The following is a 17751-nucleotide window of genomic DNA, read 5'->3' as shown; positions in this document are numbered from 1 at the left end:
ATTTCTGGACTTGTGTGCGAAATCCCGCATTACTCTCCCGATGCCCCGTTTTCTCGATTCCGCACAGGGTCAGTGGCGCCTTTTCGCGCTGTTCTGGCTGATTGTCGCCGGGGTCGTAACGCTGCTCGCCGGAGAGTTCGCCCGGCGCGAGGCGCGGGCTGAGGCGCTCGACCAATCCTCAACCGCCACCGCCCTGCACGCCGCCGTCCTGCGCAGTGAGCTTGAGCGGCACCGCTCCCTGCCCATGGTCCTGGCCCAGGACCCGGACCTGCAATCGGTTCTCGCCACCCCGTCCCCCGCCGGGGTGGATCGCCTGAACCGCAAGCTCGAAGGGCTGGCCCGCGAGACCCGCGCGGCGGTCATCTATGCGCTGGATGCGCGCGGCCTGGCCCTCGCCGCCAGCAACTGGAACCAGCCGATCAGTTTCGTCGGTTCGGACTATCGTTTCCGCCCCTACTATTCCGAGGCCATGCGCGACGGGCAGGCCAGCCTGTTCGCCCTCGGCACCGTCAGCGGACGCCCGGGCCTGTATCTCGCCCGCCGGGTCGAAGCCGCCGACGGTCGTCCGCTGGGCGTCGTCGTCGCCAAGCTGGAGTTCGATACGCTGGAGGCCGACTGGCGCAGGTCGGGTGAACCGACCTATGTCACCGACGGCGACGGCGTCGTCCTGATCACCACCGTACCGGAGTGGCGCTTCCATACGACCGGCGCCCTGCCCGCCGATCGCCGTCACCGGCTGGAAGTGGACCAGACCGCCGGACGCGTGGACCTGTCCGCCCTGCCCTTCGAGGCGCTCCAGCCGGGCATGATCCGCCTGTCGCAAGACACTCCTCCCGATCTCTACGCCCGAACCTCCGTTCCGGTCCCCGAGATGGGCTGGCGGCTCCACCTTCTCTCCCCGGCCGGGAACGGCGTCACCCGGGCCGTGGTCAGCGCGAGAGTTCTGGCCCTTCTCAGCGTCACCCTGCTGGCGGGCCTGACGGGCGTTCTGCTGCGCCGCCGCCAGCGCGCCCGCGCCCGTTCGGCGGAGGACGAGGCCGCCCGGATCGTGCTGGAGCGCACCGTCGACGCCCGCACTGCAGAACTCCGCGCCGCCAACGATCAGCTCAACCGCGAGATCGAGGAGCGGCGGCGTCTGGAAAAGGGCCGTCAGGACCTTCAGGATGAACTCATTCAGGCCAACAAGCTCGCCACCCTGGGCCAGATCGCCGCCGGGGTCGCGCACGAGATCAACCAGCCGCTCGCCGCCATCCGCACCCACGCCGACACCGCCGCCGTCTATCTGGATCGCCAGGACGCCGAGGCGGCGGGCCGCTCCCTGACCCGGATCAACGACCTGACCCAGCGGGTCGGCGCCATCACCGACGAACTGCGCGCCTTCTCCCGCAAGACCCGCTCCGGAACGGTGGCTGTCGGCGTTGACGCCGCCATCGACGGCGCCCTGCTGCTGGTCAGCCCCCGTCTGCGCGAACAGGGCGTCACCCTGAAGCGCACCCGCGCGCCGGAGGGTCTTGAAGTGCTGGCCGAACGTAACCGTCTTGAACAGGTCGTGCTGAATCTGCTCCAGAACGCCATTCAGGCGCTCGACGGCGTCGCCGCCCCGGTCATCGAGATCGCCGTCTCCGTCCGCTCCGGCAAGGTGACGATCAAGGTGGCCGACAACGGCCCGGGCGTTTCGGCGGAGGTTCGCGAGCGCCTGTTCACCCCCTTCACCACCGACAAGCGCGACGGGCTGGGCCTCGGCCTCGTCATCAGCCGGGACATCGTCGCCGGCTTCGGCGGCGAGCTGCTCCACGCCCCCTCTCCCAAATCCGAAGGCGCCGTCTTCAAGATCGTACTGGCGAAGGCCGAATGAGTTTCCAGCCCTGTAACCGCATCGCCCTGATCGAGGACGATGACGCCTTCCGGTCCGCCCTGTCCGAGCGCCTGTCGCTGGCGGGCCTGTCGGTGTCGGAGTTCGCCTCCGGCGACGCCGCGCTGAAGGCGCTGGACGGCCGCTTCGACGGCGTGGTGGTCACCGACCTCCGCATGCCCGGTCTGGACGGACGTCAGGTGATCGACCGTCTCGCCATTGTTGATCCGGACCTGCCGGTCGTCGTCATGACCGGTCACGGCGACATCGCCGAGGCCGTCGATGTGATGAAGCGCGGCGCCTATGATTTTCTGGCCAAGCCCTTCGCCCCGGAACGCCTGCTGGAGACCCTCCACCGGGCTCTGGAGAAGCGCGCGCTGGTGCTGGACAACCGCCGCCTCGCCGCTCTCGCCGTCGAGGACGAATGGTCGATCCCGCTCAGCGGAGAAAGCCGCGCCGTCACGGCCCTCCGCGCCGCCATCCAGCGCCTCTCGGACGCCGAGGTCGATGTCCTGATCGAGGGCGAGACCGGAGCCGGCAAGGAGGCCGTCGCGCGCGCCATCCACAACGCCGGACGCCGTCGGCTCAAACCCTTCGTGCCCGTCTCCTGCGCCACCCTTCGCGACGAGGGTCTTGAGAGCCAGCTGGTCGGCCATGCCGCCGGCGCCTTTCCCGGCGCCCTGCGTCGCCGCGAGGGCCAGATCGAGCAGTCGCATCAGGGCAGCCTGTTCCTCGACGAGATCGACCTGGCCCCCCGCGCAGCCCAACTCCTCCTCCTGCGGGTGCTGGAGGAGCGCGAGGTCATGCCGCTGGGCGCGGCCGAAGCCCACGCGCTGGACCTGCGCATCCTCGCCGCCACCAAGTCCGACCCGGCCGAGGCCGTCGCGCGGAGCGACCTGCGCGAAGACCTGTTCTACCGCCTCAACGTGGTGCGCGTCCGTATCCCGCCCCTGCGCGAGCGCCGCGAAGACGTGCCGGTCCTGTTCGCCCGCTTCCTCGACCGCGCCGCCCGTCGTCTGGGACGCCCCATTCCGTCCATCGACCACGCCATCCGCCGCCGCCTGCTGGAACACGACTGGCCGGGCAACCTGCGGGAACTGTCCAACTACGCCAGCGAAGTCGCCGTCGGCATCGCCGCCCCGGCCGAACGGCTGGAGACGGACCGCAGCCTGTCAAAACAGGTTCAGGACTATGAGGCTGAACTGATCCGCGAGGCCCTGACCGCCCACGGCGGCGATATCCGTCGGGTCACGGAGACCCTGCAGATCCCGCGCAAGACCCTCTACGACAAGATGGCCCGCCACGGCATCCAGCCGTCCGAGCATCGGCGGCGCTAACCCAGCGCCGTCAAACCCACCGCGATCGCGCCCATCGGACCGGCCTTCGGCCCCAGCCCCGGCGGCTGAAGGTAGGCCTCCACGTCCGCCGCGATGGCGCCCGCCACGCCGTAGCCCGCGAGGCTTTCCACCAGCGCGGCGCGCAGACGCTCGAACAGCCAGGGCTGGCCGTCCGCCACGCCACCGCCGATCAGCACCCGCTGAGGACAGGCGGTCAGCACCAGATTGTGCAGCATCCCGGCCAGCGCATGCACGACCATGTCCCAGGCCGGATCGTCCGGCGTCACCTCGACACCGGGCTTGCCCGCCCGCGCCTCGACCGCCGGTCCCGACGCCAGCCCCTCAACGCAGTCGCCGTGATAGGCGCAGACGCCCGGCCACTGATCGCCCGGAAGACGGCCGACCTTCAGATGCCCCAGTTCCGGATGGCCCAGCCCGCGCACGGTCCGGCCGTTGACTACCACGCCGACACCGATCCCGGTGCCGACGGTTGCATAGGCATGGCTGTCCAGCCCCCGCGCCGCGCCCCAGCGCCCCTCGGCCAGCGCCGCGCCGTTCACGTCCGTATCCAGCGCCACCGGCACGCCGAAGCCCTCATGCAGCACATTCAGGCTGGCCCAGCGCCAGGCCAGCTTGGTCGTCTCGGTGATGTGCCCGTACTTGTCCGACTTCGGGTCCAGCTCCACCGGCCCGAAGCTGGCCAGACCGATGGCGGCGAAGCCCGGCCCCGCGGCCCAGCGCTCCAGCACCGCCCGGATCGCGCCCAGGGTCTCCTCCGGCGTTGTCGTCGGCAGGCGCACCTCATCGCGGATGTCGTCCGGCCCGGACGCAAGCACGCAGACACATTTCGTGCCGCCCAGTTCGACGCCCGCGATCAGCGGAGAAGCGATTCCCGTATTCATGACGGCACCCTGCCGCGTCAGATCACGCGGCGCCATGCCCCGCGCTCTTGGCGCCGGGCGATTCCACCTGCACTGGTATCCCATGAGACTGCAGGACGACGTTCTCGACTGGCTGGAGGCCGAGGCCGTCCACATCATCCGCGAGACGGTCGCGGGCGTCGCCCGCCCTGTCCTGCTGTTCTCGGCAGGCAAGGACTCCGCCGTCCTGCTGCATCTGGCGCGCAAGGCCTTCCATCCCGCACCGCCGCCCTTTCCCCTCCTGCACGTCGACACAACCTGGAAGTTCGACGAACTGTACGCCTTCCGTGACGCCGCGACGGCGGGGCTGGACCTGATCATCCATCGCAACCCGGAAGCCCATGCCGCCGGGATCAATCCCTTCGATCACGGCGCGGCGGTTCACACCGACCTGTGGAAGACCCAGGGTCTGAAGCAGGCGCTGGATGCGGGTCGCTTCGACGCGGCCTTCGGCGGCGCCCGTCGGGACGAGGAAGCCAGCCGGGCCAAGGAGCGTATCGTCTCTGTCCGCGGCGCCGCCCACGGCTGGAACCCGCGCGCCCAGCGGCCCGAGCTCTGGAGTCTCTACAACACCCGCCTCAGCGACGGTCAGTCCCTGCGCGTCTTCCCGCTGTCCAACTGGACCGAGCTGGATGTCTGGCGCTACATCCGGCGCGAGGGGATCGCCGTCCCGGACCTCTACTTCGCCGCCGACCGTCCCGTGGTCGAACGGAACGGCGTCCTGATCCTCGCCCATCCGCGCCTCCCGCCGCGTCCGGGCGAAGTCCCGACGATCCGGCAGGTCCGCTTCCGCACCCTCGGCTGCTGGCCCCTGACTGGCGCGGTCGAGAGCGAGGCCGCTGATCCGGACGCCGTCATCGCCGAGCTCGCCGCCGCGCCGAACTCCGAACGTCAGGGACGCGCCATCGACCTTGACGCTCCCGCCGCCATGGAGCGCCGGAAGCGCGAGGGCTATTTCTGATGCGGCCGGTTCGCCTGATCGCCTGCGGCTCGGTCGATGACGGCAAGTCGACCCTGATCGGTCGGCTGCTCCACGACACGGGCGCCGTCCCTGCGGACCAACTCGCCGCCCTCGGCCCCGCCCCGGACCTGTCCCACCTGCTCGACGGCCTCGCCGCCGAGCAGGAACAGGGTGTCACCATTGATGTGGCCCACCGCCCGTTCGACCTTGACGGTCGCCGCTTCATCCTCGCCGACGCCCCGGGTCATGAGCAGTACACCCGCAACATGGCCACCGCCGCCTCCACCGCCGATGTCGCTGTCGTGCTGGTTGATGCCCGCAAGACGCTCCAGCCCCAGACCCGTCGTCATCTTCGCCTGCTGGCCCTGATGGGCGTCCGCCGCGTCCTGCTGGCGGTCAACAAGATGGATCTGGTCGATCACGCCTCGTCCCCCTTCCACCGGATCGAGAGTGAGTTCCGCGCCTTCGCCTCGTCGCTCGCTCTGACCGATCTCACCGCCGTTCCGCTCAGCGCCCTGACCGGCGCGGGCGTCACCCGTCGTGACCCGGCCCTGTCCTGGCATGACGGGCCTCTGCTGTCGGAGTGGCTGGCGGCCACGCCCCTCCCCGCCGTCACTGACAGCCCCTTTCGCCTTCCGGTCCAGACTGTCATTCGTCACGGCGAGCACCGCAGCTTCGCGGGCCGGATCGCCGCCGGCGCCGTCCGCCCCGGCGATCCCGTTCGCGTCCTGCCCTCGGGCGCCGAGGCCGTCATCGCCACCGTCACCGGCGCGGGCCCGTCCGTCAGCCTGACGCTGGACCGCCCCGTCGAGGTCTCGCGCGGCGACTGGCTGGTCTCGCCCGACGCCCCGCCCGCCGTCGCCGATCAGTTCGAGGCCCATCTGGTCTGGATGTCGGACCAGCCCCTTCTGCCCGGCCGGACCCATGACCTGAAGATCGGGACCGCCACCGTCCCCGCCCGCGTCATGGAGATCAGACACCGCGTCGATCCCGACACCGGAGAGGCTCTGGCCGCCCGCACCCTGGATCTGAACGACATCGGCCTCGTCACCCTGTCGCTCGATGCCCCGGTCCCGTTCGAGCCCTATGCCCGGAATCGCGACCTCGGCGGCTTCATCCTGATCGACCGGATGACCTCGGCCACGGCGGGCGCGGGCATGATCCGCTTCGCCCTGCGCCGCGCGACCAACATCCGGCCTCAGCCCCTTTCCGTCAGCCGTCAGGACCGCGCCGTCCTCAAGGGTCAGCACCCGCTGGTCCTCTGGTTCACAGGCCTGTCCGGCGCCGGCAAGTCAACCATCGCCGACCGGGTCGAACAGCGCCTGTTCGCGGCGGGCCTGCACTCCACCCTGCTGGACGGCGACAACGTCAGGGGCGGGCTGAACCGCGATCTGGGCTTCACCGCCGCCGACCGCGTCGAGAACATCCGCCGCGTGGCCGAGGTCGCCCGGCTGATGACCGACGCGGGCCTGATCGTTCTGGTGGCTTTCATCTCCCCCTTCCGCGCCGAACGGGAGATGGCGCGCGGCCTGATGGCGCCCGGCGAGTTTCTGGAAATCCACATCGACGCACCGCTGGCCGTCGTCGAGTCGCGCGACGTGAAGGGTCTCTACGCCCGGGCCCGCGCGGGCCGTCTGGCCAACTTCACCGGCATCGATAGCCCCTATGAGCCGCCGACAGCGCCGGACCTCCGGATTGATACGACCGCCTGCTCCTGCGAACAGGCGGCCGATCTCATCATGGACCTGATCCGGAGCCGGCAGGGGCGCTGACACCCCTGCGCCTCACATCCGGATTCAGGCGCCCAGCAGCTCGTCCGCCGGGTTCGGCAGCAGCAGGCTGTGATCGCCGTGGGTGTTCCAGGTCGACAGATCGGACACGACCCTGAAGTCCGGTCCGCCCGCATCATCGACGCCCGGCAGCACCAGCGCGTCTCCGGCGTGCTTGTCGAAGACATACAGGTCGTCCGAGCCCGGCAGGACCAGCGGCTCGCCCGCGGCCTTGCCGCCCACCGGCAGGAAGTCGTCGTCCGCCGGCGTCGGCTGCACCTGCGGCCCTGCGTCCGCCTTGTCCGACAGGGCCGGGAACGAGATGGGCGACAGGAAGGCGGTGATGTTCGAGAACTGGAGCTGCTCGACCCCCGTCACGATGGTCGTGCCGTCGCGGCCGTTGACCGTGTCCACCACCTGATAGCTGTCGCCGCCCAGATGGGTGACCTGATACTCGTCCGCGACGCCGCGCAGCACCACCGTGTCGGAGCCGAGGCCGCCGTTGAGGGTGTCATTGCCGCCGCCGCCGATCAGGAAGTCGTTGCCCGCGCCGCCGATGATGACGTTGTTCAGGCCGTTGCCCGTACCCTGGAAGGCGCCCGACCCGATGTACTCGAGGTTTTCAAGGTTTGGGCCCAGGGCATAGCTGCCGTGGTTGGTGCGGACGGTATCGATACCCTCGCCGACAAACTCGGTCACGGTGTCGTTGGCGGTGACGACATAGATGTCGTCGCCCAGACCGCCCTGCAGGGTGTTGGCCGCGCCATCACCGCCGATCAGGGTGTCGTTGCCGTCCAGCCCCAGCAGGGTATCCGCGCCCAGACCGCCGTTCAGGACGTTGTCGCCCGACGAGCCGAACAGCAGGTCGTCGAAGGCCGAGCCCGTGGCGTTCTCGACCGACGAATAGACATCACGCGCGCCGAAGCCGTCGTCGAAGGCGAACTGACCGGCCAGACGGACGCTGACAGCGCCGGTCGAACCCGAATAGTCCGCCGTGTCCGACCCGGCGCCGCCGACCAGAATGTCCGCCCCGGCGCCGCCGGCCAGCACGTCATTGCCGTCCGCCCCGTTCAGGATGTCAGCGCCCACGCCACCGCGGATCGTGTTGTCCGACGCGTTGCCTACGCCGTTGAACGCCGCCGAGCCCGTATAGGTCAGGTTCTCGACGTTGGCGCTCAGGGTCAGGCTGGTCAGGTTGGTCTGGACGGTGTCGACGCCCTCGCCCGCCAGTTCCACGATCGAGTCCTGGGTGGTGACGACATACAGGTCGTCGCCCGCGCCGCCGTACAGTTCGTTGGCCACGCCGTCGCCGCCGATCAGGGTGTCATTGCCCGCCAGACCCAGCAGGACGTCCCGCCCCAGACCGCCGGCGAGGACGTTGTTCAGGCTCGAACCGATCAGGGTGTCGTTGTGGTCCGACCCGGTCACGTTCTCGATGCCCGACAGGGTGTCCGTGCCGCCCATGCCGTTGTCGCGGGTGACGTTGCCGTTCAGGCGCACATCGACCCCGGCCGTCGCCAGCGCATAGCTGATGGTGTCGACGCCCGCGCCGCCGATCAGGCTGTTCACCCCGTCCAGACCGACCAGCAGGTCGTCGCCGTCGCCGCCGTTAAGGACGTTGTTCCCGACGTTGCCGGTGATGATATTGTTCAGGGCGTTGCCCGTGCCGTTCAGCGCCGTTCCGGTCAGGACCAGGTTCTCGACGTTGGCGGTCAGGGCGTAGGAGATCGAGGCCCGGACCGTGTCCGTACCGGCGTTCCCGGCTTCGGTCACCACGTCGCCGACATGGTTGACGACATAGGTGTCGTTACCGGCCAGCGCGGCCATGGTGTCGGCGCCCGCCGTGCCGGTGACGAGGTTGTTGCCCGCCCCGACCACGACCAGTTGCGCCAGCAGGGCGTCGTGGTCGCTCGCCTGATCGGCCATGAAGGTGTTGATGTGCACCCCGTCGAACTGGGCGCCGTTCATCAGCGAACCCGAGACCAGCATGTGGTCCAGCGTCTGCGAGTTGCCGCCGAAGACGTAGGAGTAGCGCTCCTCTTCCGGCAGCAGGCTCCACAGATTGTTCAGGCCGCCGTCTTCCAGCAACGAGACCGACTGCTCGAAATAGAAGGCGTTGAAGTCGCCCGACACCACGATGTGCGCATTCGGATCGACCAGACGCAGATTGTCCAGATAGGCCTCGATGGCCTGCGACTGGGCCAGACGACCGCCTTCACCGGCGTTCGCGGGCGGCTGGGTCGAACCCATGTAGGGGTCCGAGCCGATGCGCGAGGTCGAGTGGATCGACAGGGCGGTGATGATCTCGCCGTTGAACTCGAACTGGGCCGACAGCGGCTTGCGGCTGCCGGTGAAGGCCGGGTCCAGCAGGGCCACCGCCGAACCGTTGACGTAGTCCACGCGGTCCGGGTTGTAGAGGAAGCCGTTGCGGATGTTGCCGCCGGCCTCACCGCCGGACGAGCCTTCCGACGCGGGCGGAACCTCGACGTACACGTAGGTAGGGCCGCCGTTGGCGACGATCTGGTTGATCAGGGCCTGCGCCGACGCCTGCCCCGACAGGGTGCCGTCGTTGCCGTCCTGCACCTCGATCAGGCCGATGATGTCCGGCGTGCCCATGTTGTTGACGATGTCCAGCGCCAGCTCGGTGATCCGCGCGCCGTCGCCCGGGTCCAGGTTCTCGACGTTGTAGCTTGCGATGGTCAGGTGCTCGTTGGCGCCCGTGTCGGCCTGCACCAGATCGGTGGTCTCGGCCGTGGCGGTCACGTCCTGCACGACCGTCACCGGGTCGCGCACGATCAGCTCGTATTCGCCGCCGAAGTAGCTGATGACTCCGCTCACATCGCCCAGCCGGTCGCCGACCGTGTGGTTCGGCGAATAGGCGCCCGAGATGGTTGAGTCGTCGTAGATGATCAGGGCTTCAGGGTTGAAGTCGCCGGCCGAGTTGGTGATGCCGCCCCGGTCGTTCATCCCGGTGGCGTTCGCCCCCGAGTTGGCCACGACGTAGGTCGAGCCCGAGGCCGTGTCCGACACCGCCTGCGCGTCGCGCACGGTGACCAGCATGCCTTCCATCGACTCGTAGAAGTCGATGGCGTCCGTCTCCGGGTCGAACGAGGTGAAGTTGTCGTCGTCGACCAGCGCCGTCGGCGCCTGGTACTCGCCCACGCCGTTGCCGATGTAGGTCATCTGCACCGTGCCGGTGCCGTTGGCGGCGTAGTTCAGACCGTTCACGCCCGCCGCGATCTGGGTGGTGCTCAGGTTGCCCGCCGCGCCGATGGACTCCTGCACCACGCCCGACACGGTCACGGCGCTGCCGATCACGATGCCCGTGGGCGCCGTGCCGGTCGAAACGAAGATGGCGTCCGAGGTGCGACGGTCGCCGTCGCCGTTCGGGTCCTGGATGTAGAAGCCGTTGTTGTCGATGGCGGTCACGATGCCGGTCGTGGTCACTTCCTCGCCGACATAGGTCGAGATGTGGCCCGCGCCCTGGATCGTATAGATGGCGGTCAGGTCGTCGTTGGTGATCACGCCCGTCGCCGCGCCGTCGGTGATGACCGCGTCATTGGTCGCGTTCGACAGGTTCAGGGTGAACCGCTCGGTGGCTTCCGAGGCGGTGTCGCCGTTGACGGTGATCGTCACCGTCTGGGTCATCTGGCCGTCCGCGAAGCTCAGCGTGCCCGAGGCGGCGGCATAGTCCTCGCCGGCCGTCGCCGTGCCGTCCAGCGTGGCGTAATCGACGCTGAAGGCGCCCGTGCCGCCCGCGCGGGTGATGGTGAAGGTCAGGGTGACCGTGCCGCTGTCGCCCTCGACCACCGACACATCGGCGACCGACACCGTCGGCGGGGTCGCGTCATCGTTGGTGATGGCGCCGATGCCGACGCCGTCGCCGATCACCAGACCGCCGGTCGGGTTCGACAGCTGGACTTCGAAATGCTCGGTCAGTTCAGGGGTCACATCGCCGAAGACCGTCACGGTGAAGGTCGCGGTCAACTCGCCGTCAGCGAAGGTCACCGTGCCGTTGGCGCGGCCATAGTCCTCGCCGGCGTTGGCGTCCGTGCCGTTCCCGGGGATCGGGTCCTGCGTCGACCAGTCCACGGTCGCCGCGCCGTCCGCGGTCGTGCGGGTCACGGTGAAGGTGATCAGGCTCGTACCGTTGTCGCCCTCGGCGACGGTGGCGTCACCCACCGACACCACCGGGGTGAAGGTCTGGCCGGTGTTGATCGCACCGGCGGTGTCGCCGCCCGTGACCACCTGCCAGGTGAAGTTGTCCTGTCCGCCGATGCCGACGCGGCTGATCGAGGTGCCGTTGGCGTCGCCGGGCTCTTCCACGCCCGCGCCCACATCGACGCTGGTCATGCCGGCGGCCGGGCCGTTGGTGGCGGTCATCACGCCTTCGTAGCTGATGAACTCGACCACCTGTCCGGTCGCGACGTTCACCAGCGCGATGCCGTCCGGCGAACCGTTCTGGATGCCCGTGGCCGCGAAGCTCAGCACGCCCATGCCGTTCTGCATGTCGGCGAAGGTGCCCGACAGGTTGATCGTCGAATACGACTGGCCGTTGCCACCGTTGTACAGGACCAGCGCCCAGCCGCTCAGGTTGGTGCCCGCGCTGCCCGCGATCTCGATGAACTCGTTGGTGTCGGTGCCGGCGTTGTCGTAGTGGAATTCATTGATGAAGGGCGTCACCGACCCGGCGGGGACGTCGTCATTGTTGATCGTGCCCTCGCCCGCGCCGTCGGCGATGGTGCCGGTCGACGGGTTGGTCAGGGTGATGTTCAGGGTCTCGTCGCCCTCGACCGCCGTGTCGCCGTTCACCGTCACGGTGATGGTCGCGCTGGTCTGGCCGTCGGCGAAGCTCACCGTGCCCGAGCCCGCCACATAGTCCGCCCCCGCCGTCGCCGTGCCGTCCGAGGTCGCCCAGTCCACCGTCGCGGCGCCCGTCCCGTTGGTGCGGGTGACGGTGAAGGTCATCGTCACCGTTCCGGCGTCGCCCTCGGTCACGCTCGCATCGCCGATCGAGAAGGCCATGCTGCCGCCGACGCTGAAGCTGCCCGGAGGCGTCTGGTTGACGGTGTCGCTCACGGCCCAGTTGCTCTGGTTGCCGATCAGGGCCAGCAGTTCGGCGCGCGTGCCGGACACGCTGCCCGAATAGGCGGCGTTGTCGATCTCGTTCAGGGCGATGGCGGTCGTGCCCTCCACCAGCCCCGGCGGCAGGGCCGAGGTGTTGGTGTTGGTCGCCGTCGTCTGCCAGCCGGTCGCCTCGTTGTTCACCGCGTACAGGAAGGTCGGGCTGTTATCCGCGCCCTGATAGGCCAGGATCTGGTCGCCGCTGGTGGCGAAGTTGACGTCGCCGCTATCGCTGACCGTGCCGACGTTCACCGTCGAGACGGTCGAGGTCGTGTCGATGGTGATGACCGTGCCGCGCGCGACGCCGCCCGCCGGGGCCGTCCAGGTAATCGTGCCCTCGCCGGTCCGGAAACTTCCGGTGCTCAGCCAGCCGTTGTCGGTGAACTTGATCACCTCCCCCGGCGCGATGTCGACCAGAACGACGAATGCGAACGTCTTGGTGGTGTCCGCGTTCATCGAAATGATCGCGATATCGCCGGCGGCCAGGGTCATGATGCGTCCTCGGTCTGTTCAGAAGCCGGGCGCGGAGAGGTCGCCCGGTGCAAATGCTCCGGGGCCGGACCACATTTCAATTGTGGCGACCATCCCCCCTTGAGACCAAGTTTTTACTGGCGACCCATTGGATTTCAAGACTTTCTTAAGACTTAAAACCGTCACGAAACCGCCAACTACATGAACGACCTCAGGTTTCGTTTCAGACGCGAATTAAGGCGGCGCCGCCGGATCAAGCGGGCTTGCTGACCTTGCTGCTCGCGGCCTTGAGGTCCTCGACGCGCTTCCCGGGCCGCCCCCTGATCGGCCCGGCAGGCTTGCCCCCGTGCACCGCCCGTCCCCGCGCCTCGACGTCCTTCAGGATGGCGTCCAGCTCCTCGTCGGTCAGGTGTTCGATGCCGATGAAGCGCGCGTCGGCCTTTTTCACCGCGTACAGCAGCTCATCCAGCTTGGCCTGCATGGCCGCCCCGTCGCGGTTCTGGGTGTTCTGGATCAGAAACACCATCAGAAAGGTGATGATGGTCGTGCCGGTGTTGATCACCAGCTGCCAGGTCTCGTTGAACCGGAACACCGGCCCCGACAGCGCCCACAGCACCACGATCCCGCAGCAGCCCAGAAACGTCCACGGCTTGCCCGCGATCTTCGCCGTCAGGGTCGCGAACCGGATGAACAGCTTTTCCATGACGGCGAAACCTCGTGGAACGGTGAAGGTTGCTTCGACCGGGCGCGCTGCGGCCGGGAAGGCGCCGGGAGAGGTGATTGGTGACTGGTGATTGGTGGTTCACGGCATCGCGGCCAGCGGGCCATGGCCCACGGGCGGTTCAGCGGCCACCCACCAATCACCAATCACTTCCCCCGCACCGCCGCCAACCGGCATTCCCCCGCCGCCCGTGGAGCCTACCGCCCCTCCGGCACCCGCCGCGCCTGCGTCAGCTGCTCGAACGCATAGCCCAGCGACAGGACCTTCGCGTCCTCCCACTTGCCGGCCATGATGCTCAGCCCCACCGGCATGCCCCGGTCAAGGCCCATGGGCACGGTCAGGTGCGGATAGCCGGCGATGGCCGCCAGACGGCTGGCCGAACCCTGCATGTCGTCATCGTCCTCGCGGTCGTTGGTCCAGGCGCGCGAGGTGGTCGGCGCGATCAGGGCCACGACATTGTGGTCCGCCATCATCCGGTCGATCCCGTCGGGACCCGCGGCCCGCAGCGAGCTTTCGCGGGCGTGTACATAGACCGGGTCTTCCAGTCCCGTCGTCGCCTCGGCGCGCAGGAACAGCTCCTGTCCGAACAGCACCGTCTCGCGCGGCTCGGCGGCGTTGAAGGCGATCACATCGGCCAGCGTCCGGGTCTTCACCTGCTCCGGGTCTGTCGAGGCCAGATAGGCGTTCAGATCGACCTTCAGCTCGGTCATCAGGACCTGCAGCTCCCAGGTCCCCAGATTGCGCCAGTCGGCGGGCGGCTCGGTGATGTCCACGATCTCGGCCCCGCCGTCGCGCATGACCTGCAACGACCGCTCGAACACCTCGCGCGTCTCCTCCGAATAGGACGGCAGCAGATAGCGCAGCACCCCGATCCGCGCCCCGCGCAGGGACCCGGCGTCCAGCGCCGCGCGATAGTCCACCTTGCGCGCATCCGCCTCGGCCGTCGCCGCATCCAGCGGGTCGCTCCCCGCGATCACGGTCAGAATGCGAGCCGCATCCTCGACCGTGGTCGTCATCGGGCCTGCGGTGTCCTGCGAATGGCTGATCGGCACGATATGGGTGCGCGACACCAGCCCGACGGTCGGCTTGAATCCGACGATCCCGTTCACCGAGGCCGGACAGGTGATCGACCCGTCCGTCTCCGTTCCGATCGCCGCCGGCGCCAGCCCGATCGCCACCGCCACCGCGCTGCCCGACGACGACCCGCACGGGGTCCGCTCCGGGTCGTAGGGATTGCGCGTCTGCCCCCCGACCGCGCTCCACCCGCTGATCGAGTTCGACGAACGGATGTTGGCCCATTCGGACAGATTGGTCTTGCCGAGGATGATCGCCCCGGCGTCGCGCAGACGTGTCACCAGCGGCGCGTCCCGGCCCGGCGCATTCTCCGCCAGCGCCAGCGACCCCGCCGTCGTATGGAATTCTACCGCGTCGATGTTGTCCTTCAACAGGACTGGGATCTGCCAGAGTAGCGGCGTGAACACATGCTCGGTGTGATCCTGGGCAGCAGCTATATCCAGCGCATCGCCGTTCATCGCGACAACGCTGTTGTATTGCGCCGCCTGTTCTACCCGTTCCGTCAAACGATATACGAGGCCAGTGCCACTATTGGCGTCGATGTAGGCTCGAGCCTCCGGGAGACTCAGCGATTGTGGTAGCGGGTCTGCTTCGTTGATGGCGCCCTGTTGGTACGGCCGGAAGTTAGCTGGATCGAAGTCCTTAGCGGTCACTATGATAAGCGGCGGCTCGCGGCTTTGCGCCAGCGCCGTCCCCGCCGCCAGCATCACCAGCGCCGCGGCCGCCCCCGCCAAAGCCCTCCCCTCGAGGGGGAGGGTTGGGAGGGGTGGAGGCAGTCTGCGTCCGGATGGATCACCAAAGGCTCCGTCCAACCGAAGGCCGAGCCACGCGCGCAATATCTGGATCATCACTGCCATCACCCCATCCCCCCACCCCTTCCCCCTCGAGGGGAAGGGGCGATCATCAATGCGACCGCGTCCCGATGGTCCGGTCCAGGAAGTCCAGATACGTCCGCCACTGTTGCAACTGGCGCTCGTTGCCGCGCACCCCGTGACGCTGTCCCGGGTACAGCATCAGCTCGAACGGCTGGCTGTTCTGCTGCAGGGCGTTGATCACCCGCGTCGAGTTCTCGAGGATCACATTGTCATCGGCCATGCCGTGCATCAGCAGCAGCCGCCCGGTCAGGTTCGGCAGGCGCGGAATGACGTCCGAGGCGGCATAGCCTTCGACGTTCAGCTCCGGCGTCGACATGTAGCGCTCGGTATAGGCCGTATCGTACAGGCCCCATTCCGTCGGCGGCGCGCCCGCCAGCGCCCCGGCCAGCCCCATCCGCGGCTCCGTCGCCGCCATCAGGGTCATGAAGCCGCCGTAGGACCAGCCCATCATGGCGATGCGGGCATCGTCCACAAAAGGCAATGATCTCAGATAGTCAGCCGCCAGGACCTGATCCTCGATCTCAGGCTGTCCCATCTTCAGATACAGGGCCTGCTTGAACGCAGCCGAGCGGTCGCCCTCTCCCCGGTTGTCGAGGCGGAAGACGATGTATCCGGCCTCGGTCAACAGTTGATTGGTTGACGACTGCCAGCCGCGTTTCACCCCGCCGCCCGACGGTCCGCCATACACCTGCATGACCACCGGATAGGTTTTCGTCGGGTCGAAACCGGGCGGCGTCGTCATCTGCCAGACCAGGGTCTCGCCATGGCTTTCCAGCGTGCCGAAGGTCACCTCGCCCCGGCGCGACGCGAACGGATAGGCCGGATGCCCCGGCTCCAGACGGTTCTCCTCGATCCAGCGGATGCGCGTTCCATCAGCGCGATACAGGGCCGATTGCGACGGCGTGTTCAGGTCGGTGTAGGTGCCGACGAAGGCCGTGCCCGTCCGGTTCATCGACGCGCCCCACCAGCCCCCGGCAGAGGTGATCGCCACCGGCGTCACCGTCCGGCGCAGGCTCGCGCGGAACAGCTGCTGCTCGATCGGCAGTTCGCGTCCGTCCCGCATCGAGGCGGTGAAGAAGACCTCGCCCGTGCGCTGGTTCACGCCCGCCAGACCCTTGACCGGATACTCACCCCGGGTGATCGCCCGCAGGCGGCGGCCGTCGCGGTTGTACAGATACAGATGCTTCCAGCCGGTCTCTTCCGTCGACCAGATGAAGTCGCCGTTTTCCAGCGCGCGGAAGTCGTGGCTCAGCGGCACCCAGGCGTTTGACGTCTGGCTGACGATCACGCGCGACGCGCCCGTGGCCGGATCGACGCTCAGCAGGTCCAGCGTCTTCTGGTCCCGCGACAGGCGCTGGACGTACAGCACGCTGCCGTCCGACGACCAGTTCACCCGCGCCAGATAGATGTCGGTGTTCGGGCCCAGATCGACCTTGATCCGGTTCCCGGTCTGGCGGTCGTGCACATACAGTTCGACCACCGCGTTCGGACGACCCGCGCGCGGATAGCGCTGCTCCACTGTCGTCGCCCCGCCGCCGGTGATGTCCAGACGCGGAATGATGTCGACCGTGCTCTCGTCTGTATGTTGCAGGGCGATATAGCGCTCGGTCGGGCTCCACCAGTAGCCGGTGTCGCGATCCAGTTCTTCCTGCGCGATGAACTCGGCCGTCGCCCAGGTCTTCAGCCCGTCGCCGTCGGCGGTGATCGCCGTCTCGGTGTTGGTGCTCAGATCATAGACGACCAGATCCTGATCCCGGACGTACGAGACGAAATTGCCCTTCGGCGAGACCTTGGCGTCGATCTCGTCCGCCTCGGTCTCGGTCAGGCGGCGCACCGAACCGTCAGCCCGCGTCGCCAGGAAGATGTCGCCTTCCAGCGGCGCCAGGATGTAGCGCCCCTGCTCGTCCCACGAATATTCGACCACGCCGCGCGCGCTGATGCGCATGCGCTCGCGACGGGCCTTCTCGGCTTCCGACAGTTCGCCCGCGTCGGGGACCAGCGCCCGCGCGTCGATCAGCTTGAACGGCTCGCCCTCGCCGGTCGGCGCGGCCCACAGGTCCTGCACATCGGCGTCGTCCTCGCGCGAGCGCAGGAAGGCGACCAGTTCGCCGTCCGGCGAGAGGCTGACGCCCTTGGCCACCGGCCCGGCCAGCGACGGGTTCGCGAACACCCGCTCCGGCGTCAGGATCGCGCTCTGGGCCGGCGCCTCGGCGGGCGCGGACGCCTGCTGGGCCATCGCGGCGGTAAACGGCGACAGCGTCGCCACAAGCAGGGTGGAGGCCAGCAGGATATTACGCATGAACGCCCGACGATGGATTTTTGAACCGGACCCGGACGCTAGAGACGGAATCCGCTCCCGTCACCCCCAACATTCCAACCCTCTCCCGGCGGGAGAGGGCTTGAGGCTCGCAGAGCGCAGCGATGCGCCAGCCGAAAGGGTGAGGGGCTATGGTCAGCATTCGGCGTAAGCCGCATCCCTGTCCTGCGCAGCGGCTCACGCCGACTGAACCAGCCGACCCTCACCCTTTCGCGCAAGGACGACGGCTACGCCGCCGTGCGCTCAATCCCTCTCCCATCGGGAGAGGGAATTCACACACACGTCCAAAAACGACGCATCGGCATGCCAGACTGCACGCCGGTCTTTGAC

9 protein-coding genes are annotated in these 17751 nt (G+C 68.3%); 4 read left to right on the top strand and 5 right to left on the bottom strand.

Annotated features, from left to right (window positions below):
- The first annotated feature begins 40 nt into the window (after window positions 1-40).
- Window positions 41-1855, top strand: a complete 1815-nt coding sequence (locus ACODRV_RS03360; RefSeq protein WP_488907408.1) for a sensor histidine kinase — start codon at window positions 41-43, stop codon at window positions 1853-1855.
- Entirely contained in the window at window positions 1852-3189 is a 1338-nt protein-coding gene (locus ACODRV_RS03355) for a sigma-54-dependent transcriptional regulator (protein ID WP_141626199.1), read from the top strand. The genes ACODRV_RS03360 and ACODRV_RS03355 overlap by 4 nt, the downstream gene beginning before the upstream one ends.
- On the opposite strand, the gene ACODRV_RS03350 is transcribed toward ACODRV_RS03355, so the two are convergent.
- Window positions 3186-4091: an ROK family protein gene (locus tag ACODRV_RS03350; protein WP_488907407.1), complete on the bottom strand. Its 906-nt coding sequence runs from the start codon at window positions 4089-4091 to the stop codon at window positions 3186-3188. The two genes, ACODRV_RS03355 and ACODRV_RS03350, sit on opposite strands and share 4 nt — an antisense overlap.
- Window positions 4092-4173: 82 nt before the next feature.
- Here ACODRV_RS03350 and cysD point away from each other — a divergent pair, with 82 nt between their 5' ends.
- Together cysD and cysC are read left to right on the top strand one after the other, a co-directional pair.
- On the top strand, window positions 4174-5070 hold the full coding sequence (gene cysD / locus ACODRV_RS03345) for a sulfate adenylyltransferase subunit CysD (RefSeq protein WP_488907449.1): 897 nt from the start codon (window positions 4174-4176) through the stop codon (window positions 5068-5070).
- Window positions 5070-6842: an adenylyl-sulfate kinase gene (gene cysC / locus ACODRV_RS03340; RefSeq protein ID WP_488907406.1), complete on the top strand. Its 1773-nt coding sequence runs from the start codon at window positions 5070-5072 to the stop codon at window positions 6840-6842. Before cysD ends, cysC begins: the two co-directional genes overlap by 1 nt.
- A gap of 24 nt (window positions 6843-6866) precedes the next feature.
- Here cysC and ACODRV_RS03335 read toward each other — a convergent pair whose 3' ends face one another.
- The 4 genes from ACODRV_RS03335 to ACODRV_RS03320 form a co-directional block, all read right to left on the bottom strand.
- Window positions 6867-12455 (bottom strand): Calx-beta domain-containing protein, encoded by a 5589-nt coding sequence (locus tag ACODRV_RS03335; RefSeq protein WP_488907405.1) that lies wholly within the window; start codon window positions 12453-12455, stop codon window positions 6867-6869.
- Between the two features lie 232 nt (window positions 12456-12687).
- Window positions 12688-13137 carry a low affinity iron permease family protein gene (locus ACODRV_RS03330; RefSeq protein ID WP_488907404.1) on the bottom strand — a complete coding sequence of 150 codons (450 nt, stop codon included), beginning with the start codon at window positions 13135-13137 and terminating at the stop codon, window positions 12688-12690.
- 215 nt (window positions 13138-13352) lie between these two features.
- Complete coding sequence (locus ACODRV_RS03325) at window positions 13353-14936, bottom strand: amidase (RefSeq protein WP_488907448.1); 1584 nt, start codon at window positions 14934-14936, stop codon at window positions 13353-13355.
- Window positions 14937-15132: 196 nt separating this feature from the next.
- Window positions 15133-17403 (bottom strand): S9 family peptidase, encoded by a 2271-nt coding sequence (locus ACODRV_RS03320; RefSeq protein WP_488907403.1) that lies wholly within the window; start codon window positions 17401-17403, stop codon window positions 15133-15135.
- Window positions 17404-17751: the final 348 nt, after the last annotated feature.

The sequence above is a fragment of the Brevundimonas sp. FG8 genome (assembly GCF_057808845.1).
The sequence above is the reverse complement of the archived record's forward strand: the minus strand, read 5'-3'. Positions and strand labels throughout refer to the sequence as shown.

Excerpts from the sequence above, each read along its gene's own strand:
- cysD (WP_488907449.1), top strand. The coding sequence starts at position 4,174 with ATGAGACTGCAGGACGACGTTCTCGACTGGCTGGAGGCCGAGGCCGTC.
- ACODRV_RS03320 (WP_488907403.1), bottom strand. The coding sequence starts at position 17,403 with ATGCGTAATATCCTGCTGGCCTCCACCCTGCTTGTGGCGACGCTGTCG.
- ACODRV_RS03360 (WP_488907408.1), top strand. The coding sequence starts at position 41 with ATGCCCCGTTTTCTCGATTCCGCACAGGGTCAGTGGCGCCTTTTCGCG.
- ACODRV_RS03335 (WP_488907405.1), bottom strand. The coding sequence starts at position 12,455 with ATGACCCTGGCCGCCGGCGATATCGCGATCATTTCGATGAACGCGGAC.
- ACODRV_RS03350 (WP_488907407.1), bottom strand. The coding sequence starts at position 4,091 with ATGAATACGGGAATCGCTTCTCCGCTGATCGCGGGCGTCGAACTGGGC.
- ACODRV_RS03330 (WP_488907404.1), bottom strand. The coding sequence starts at position 13,137 with ATGGAAAAGCTGTTCATCCGGTTCGCGACCCTGACGGCGAAGATCGCG.
- ACODRV_RS03325 (WP_488907448.1), bottom strand. The coding sequence starts at position 14,936 with ATGCTGGCGGCGGGGACGGCGCTGGCGCAAAGCCGCGAGCCGCCGCTT.
- cysC (WP_488907406.1), top strand. The coding sequence starts at position 5,070 with ATGCGGCCGGTTCGCCTGATCGCCTGCGGCTCGGTCGATGACGGCAAG.
- ACODRV_RS03355 (WP_141626199.1), top strand. The coding sequence starts at position 1,852 with ATGAGTTTCCAGCCCTGTAACCGCATCGCCCTGATCGAGGACGATGAC.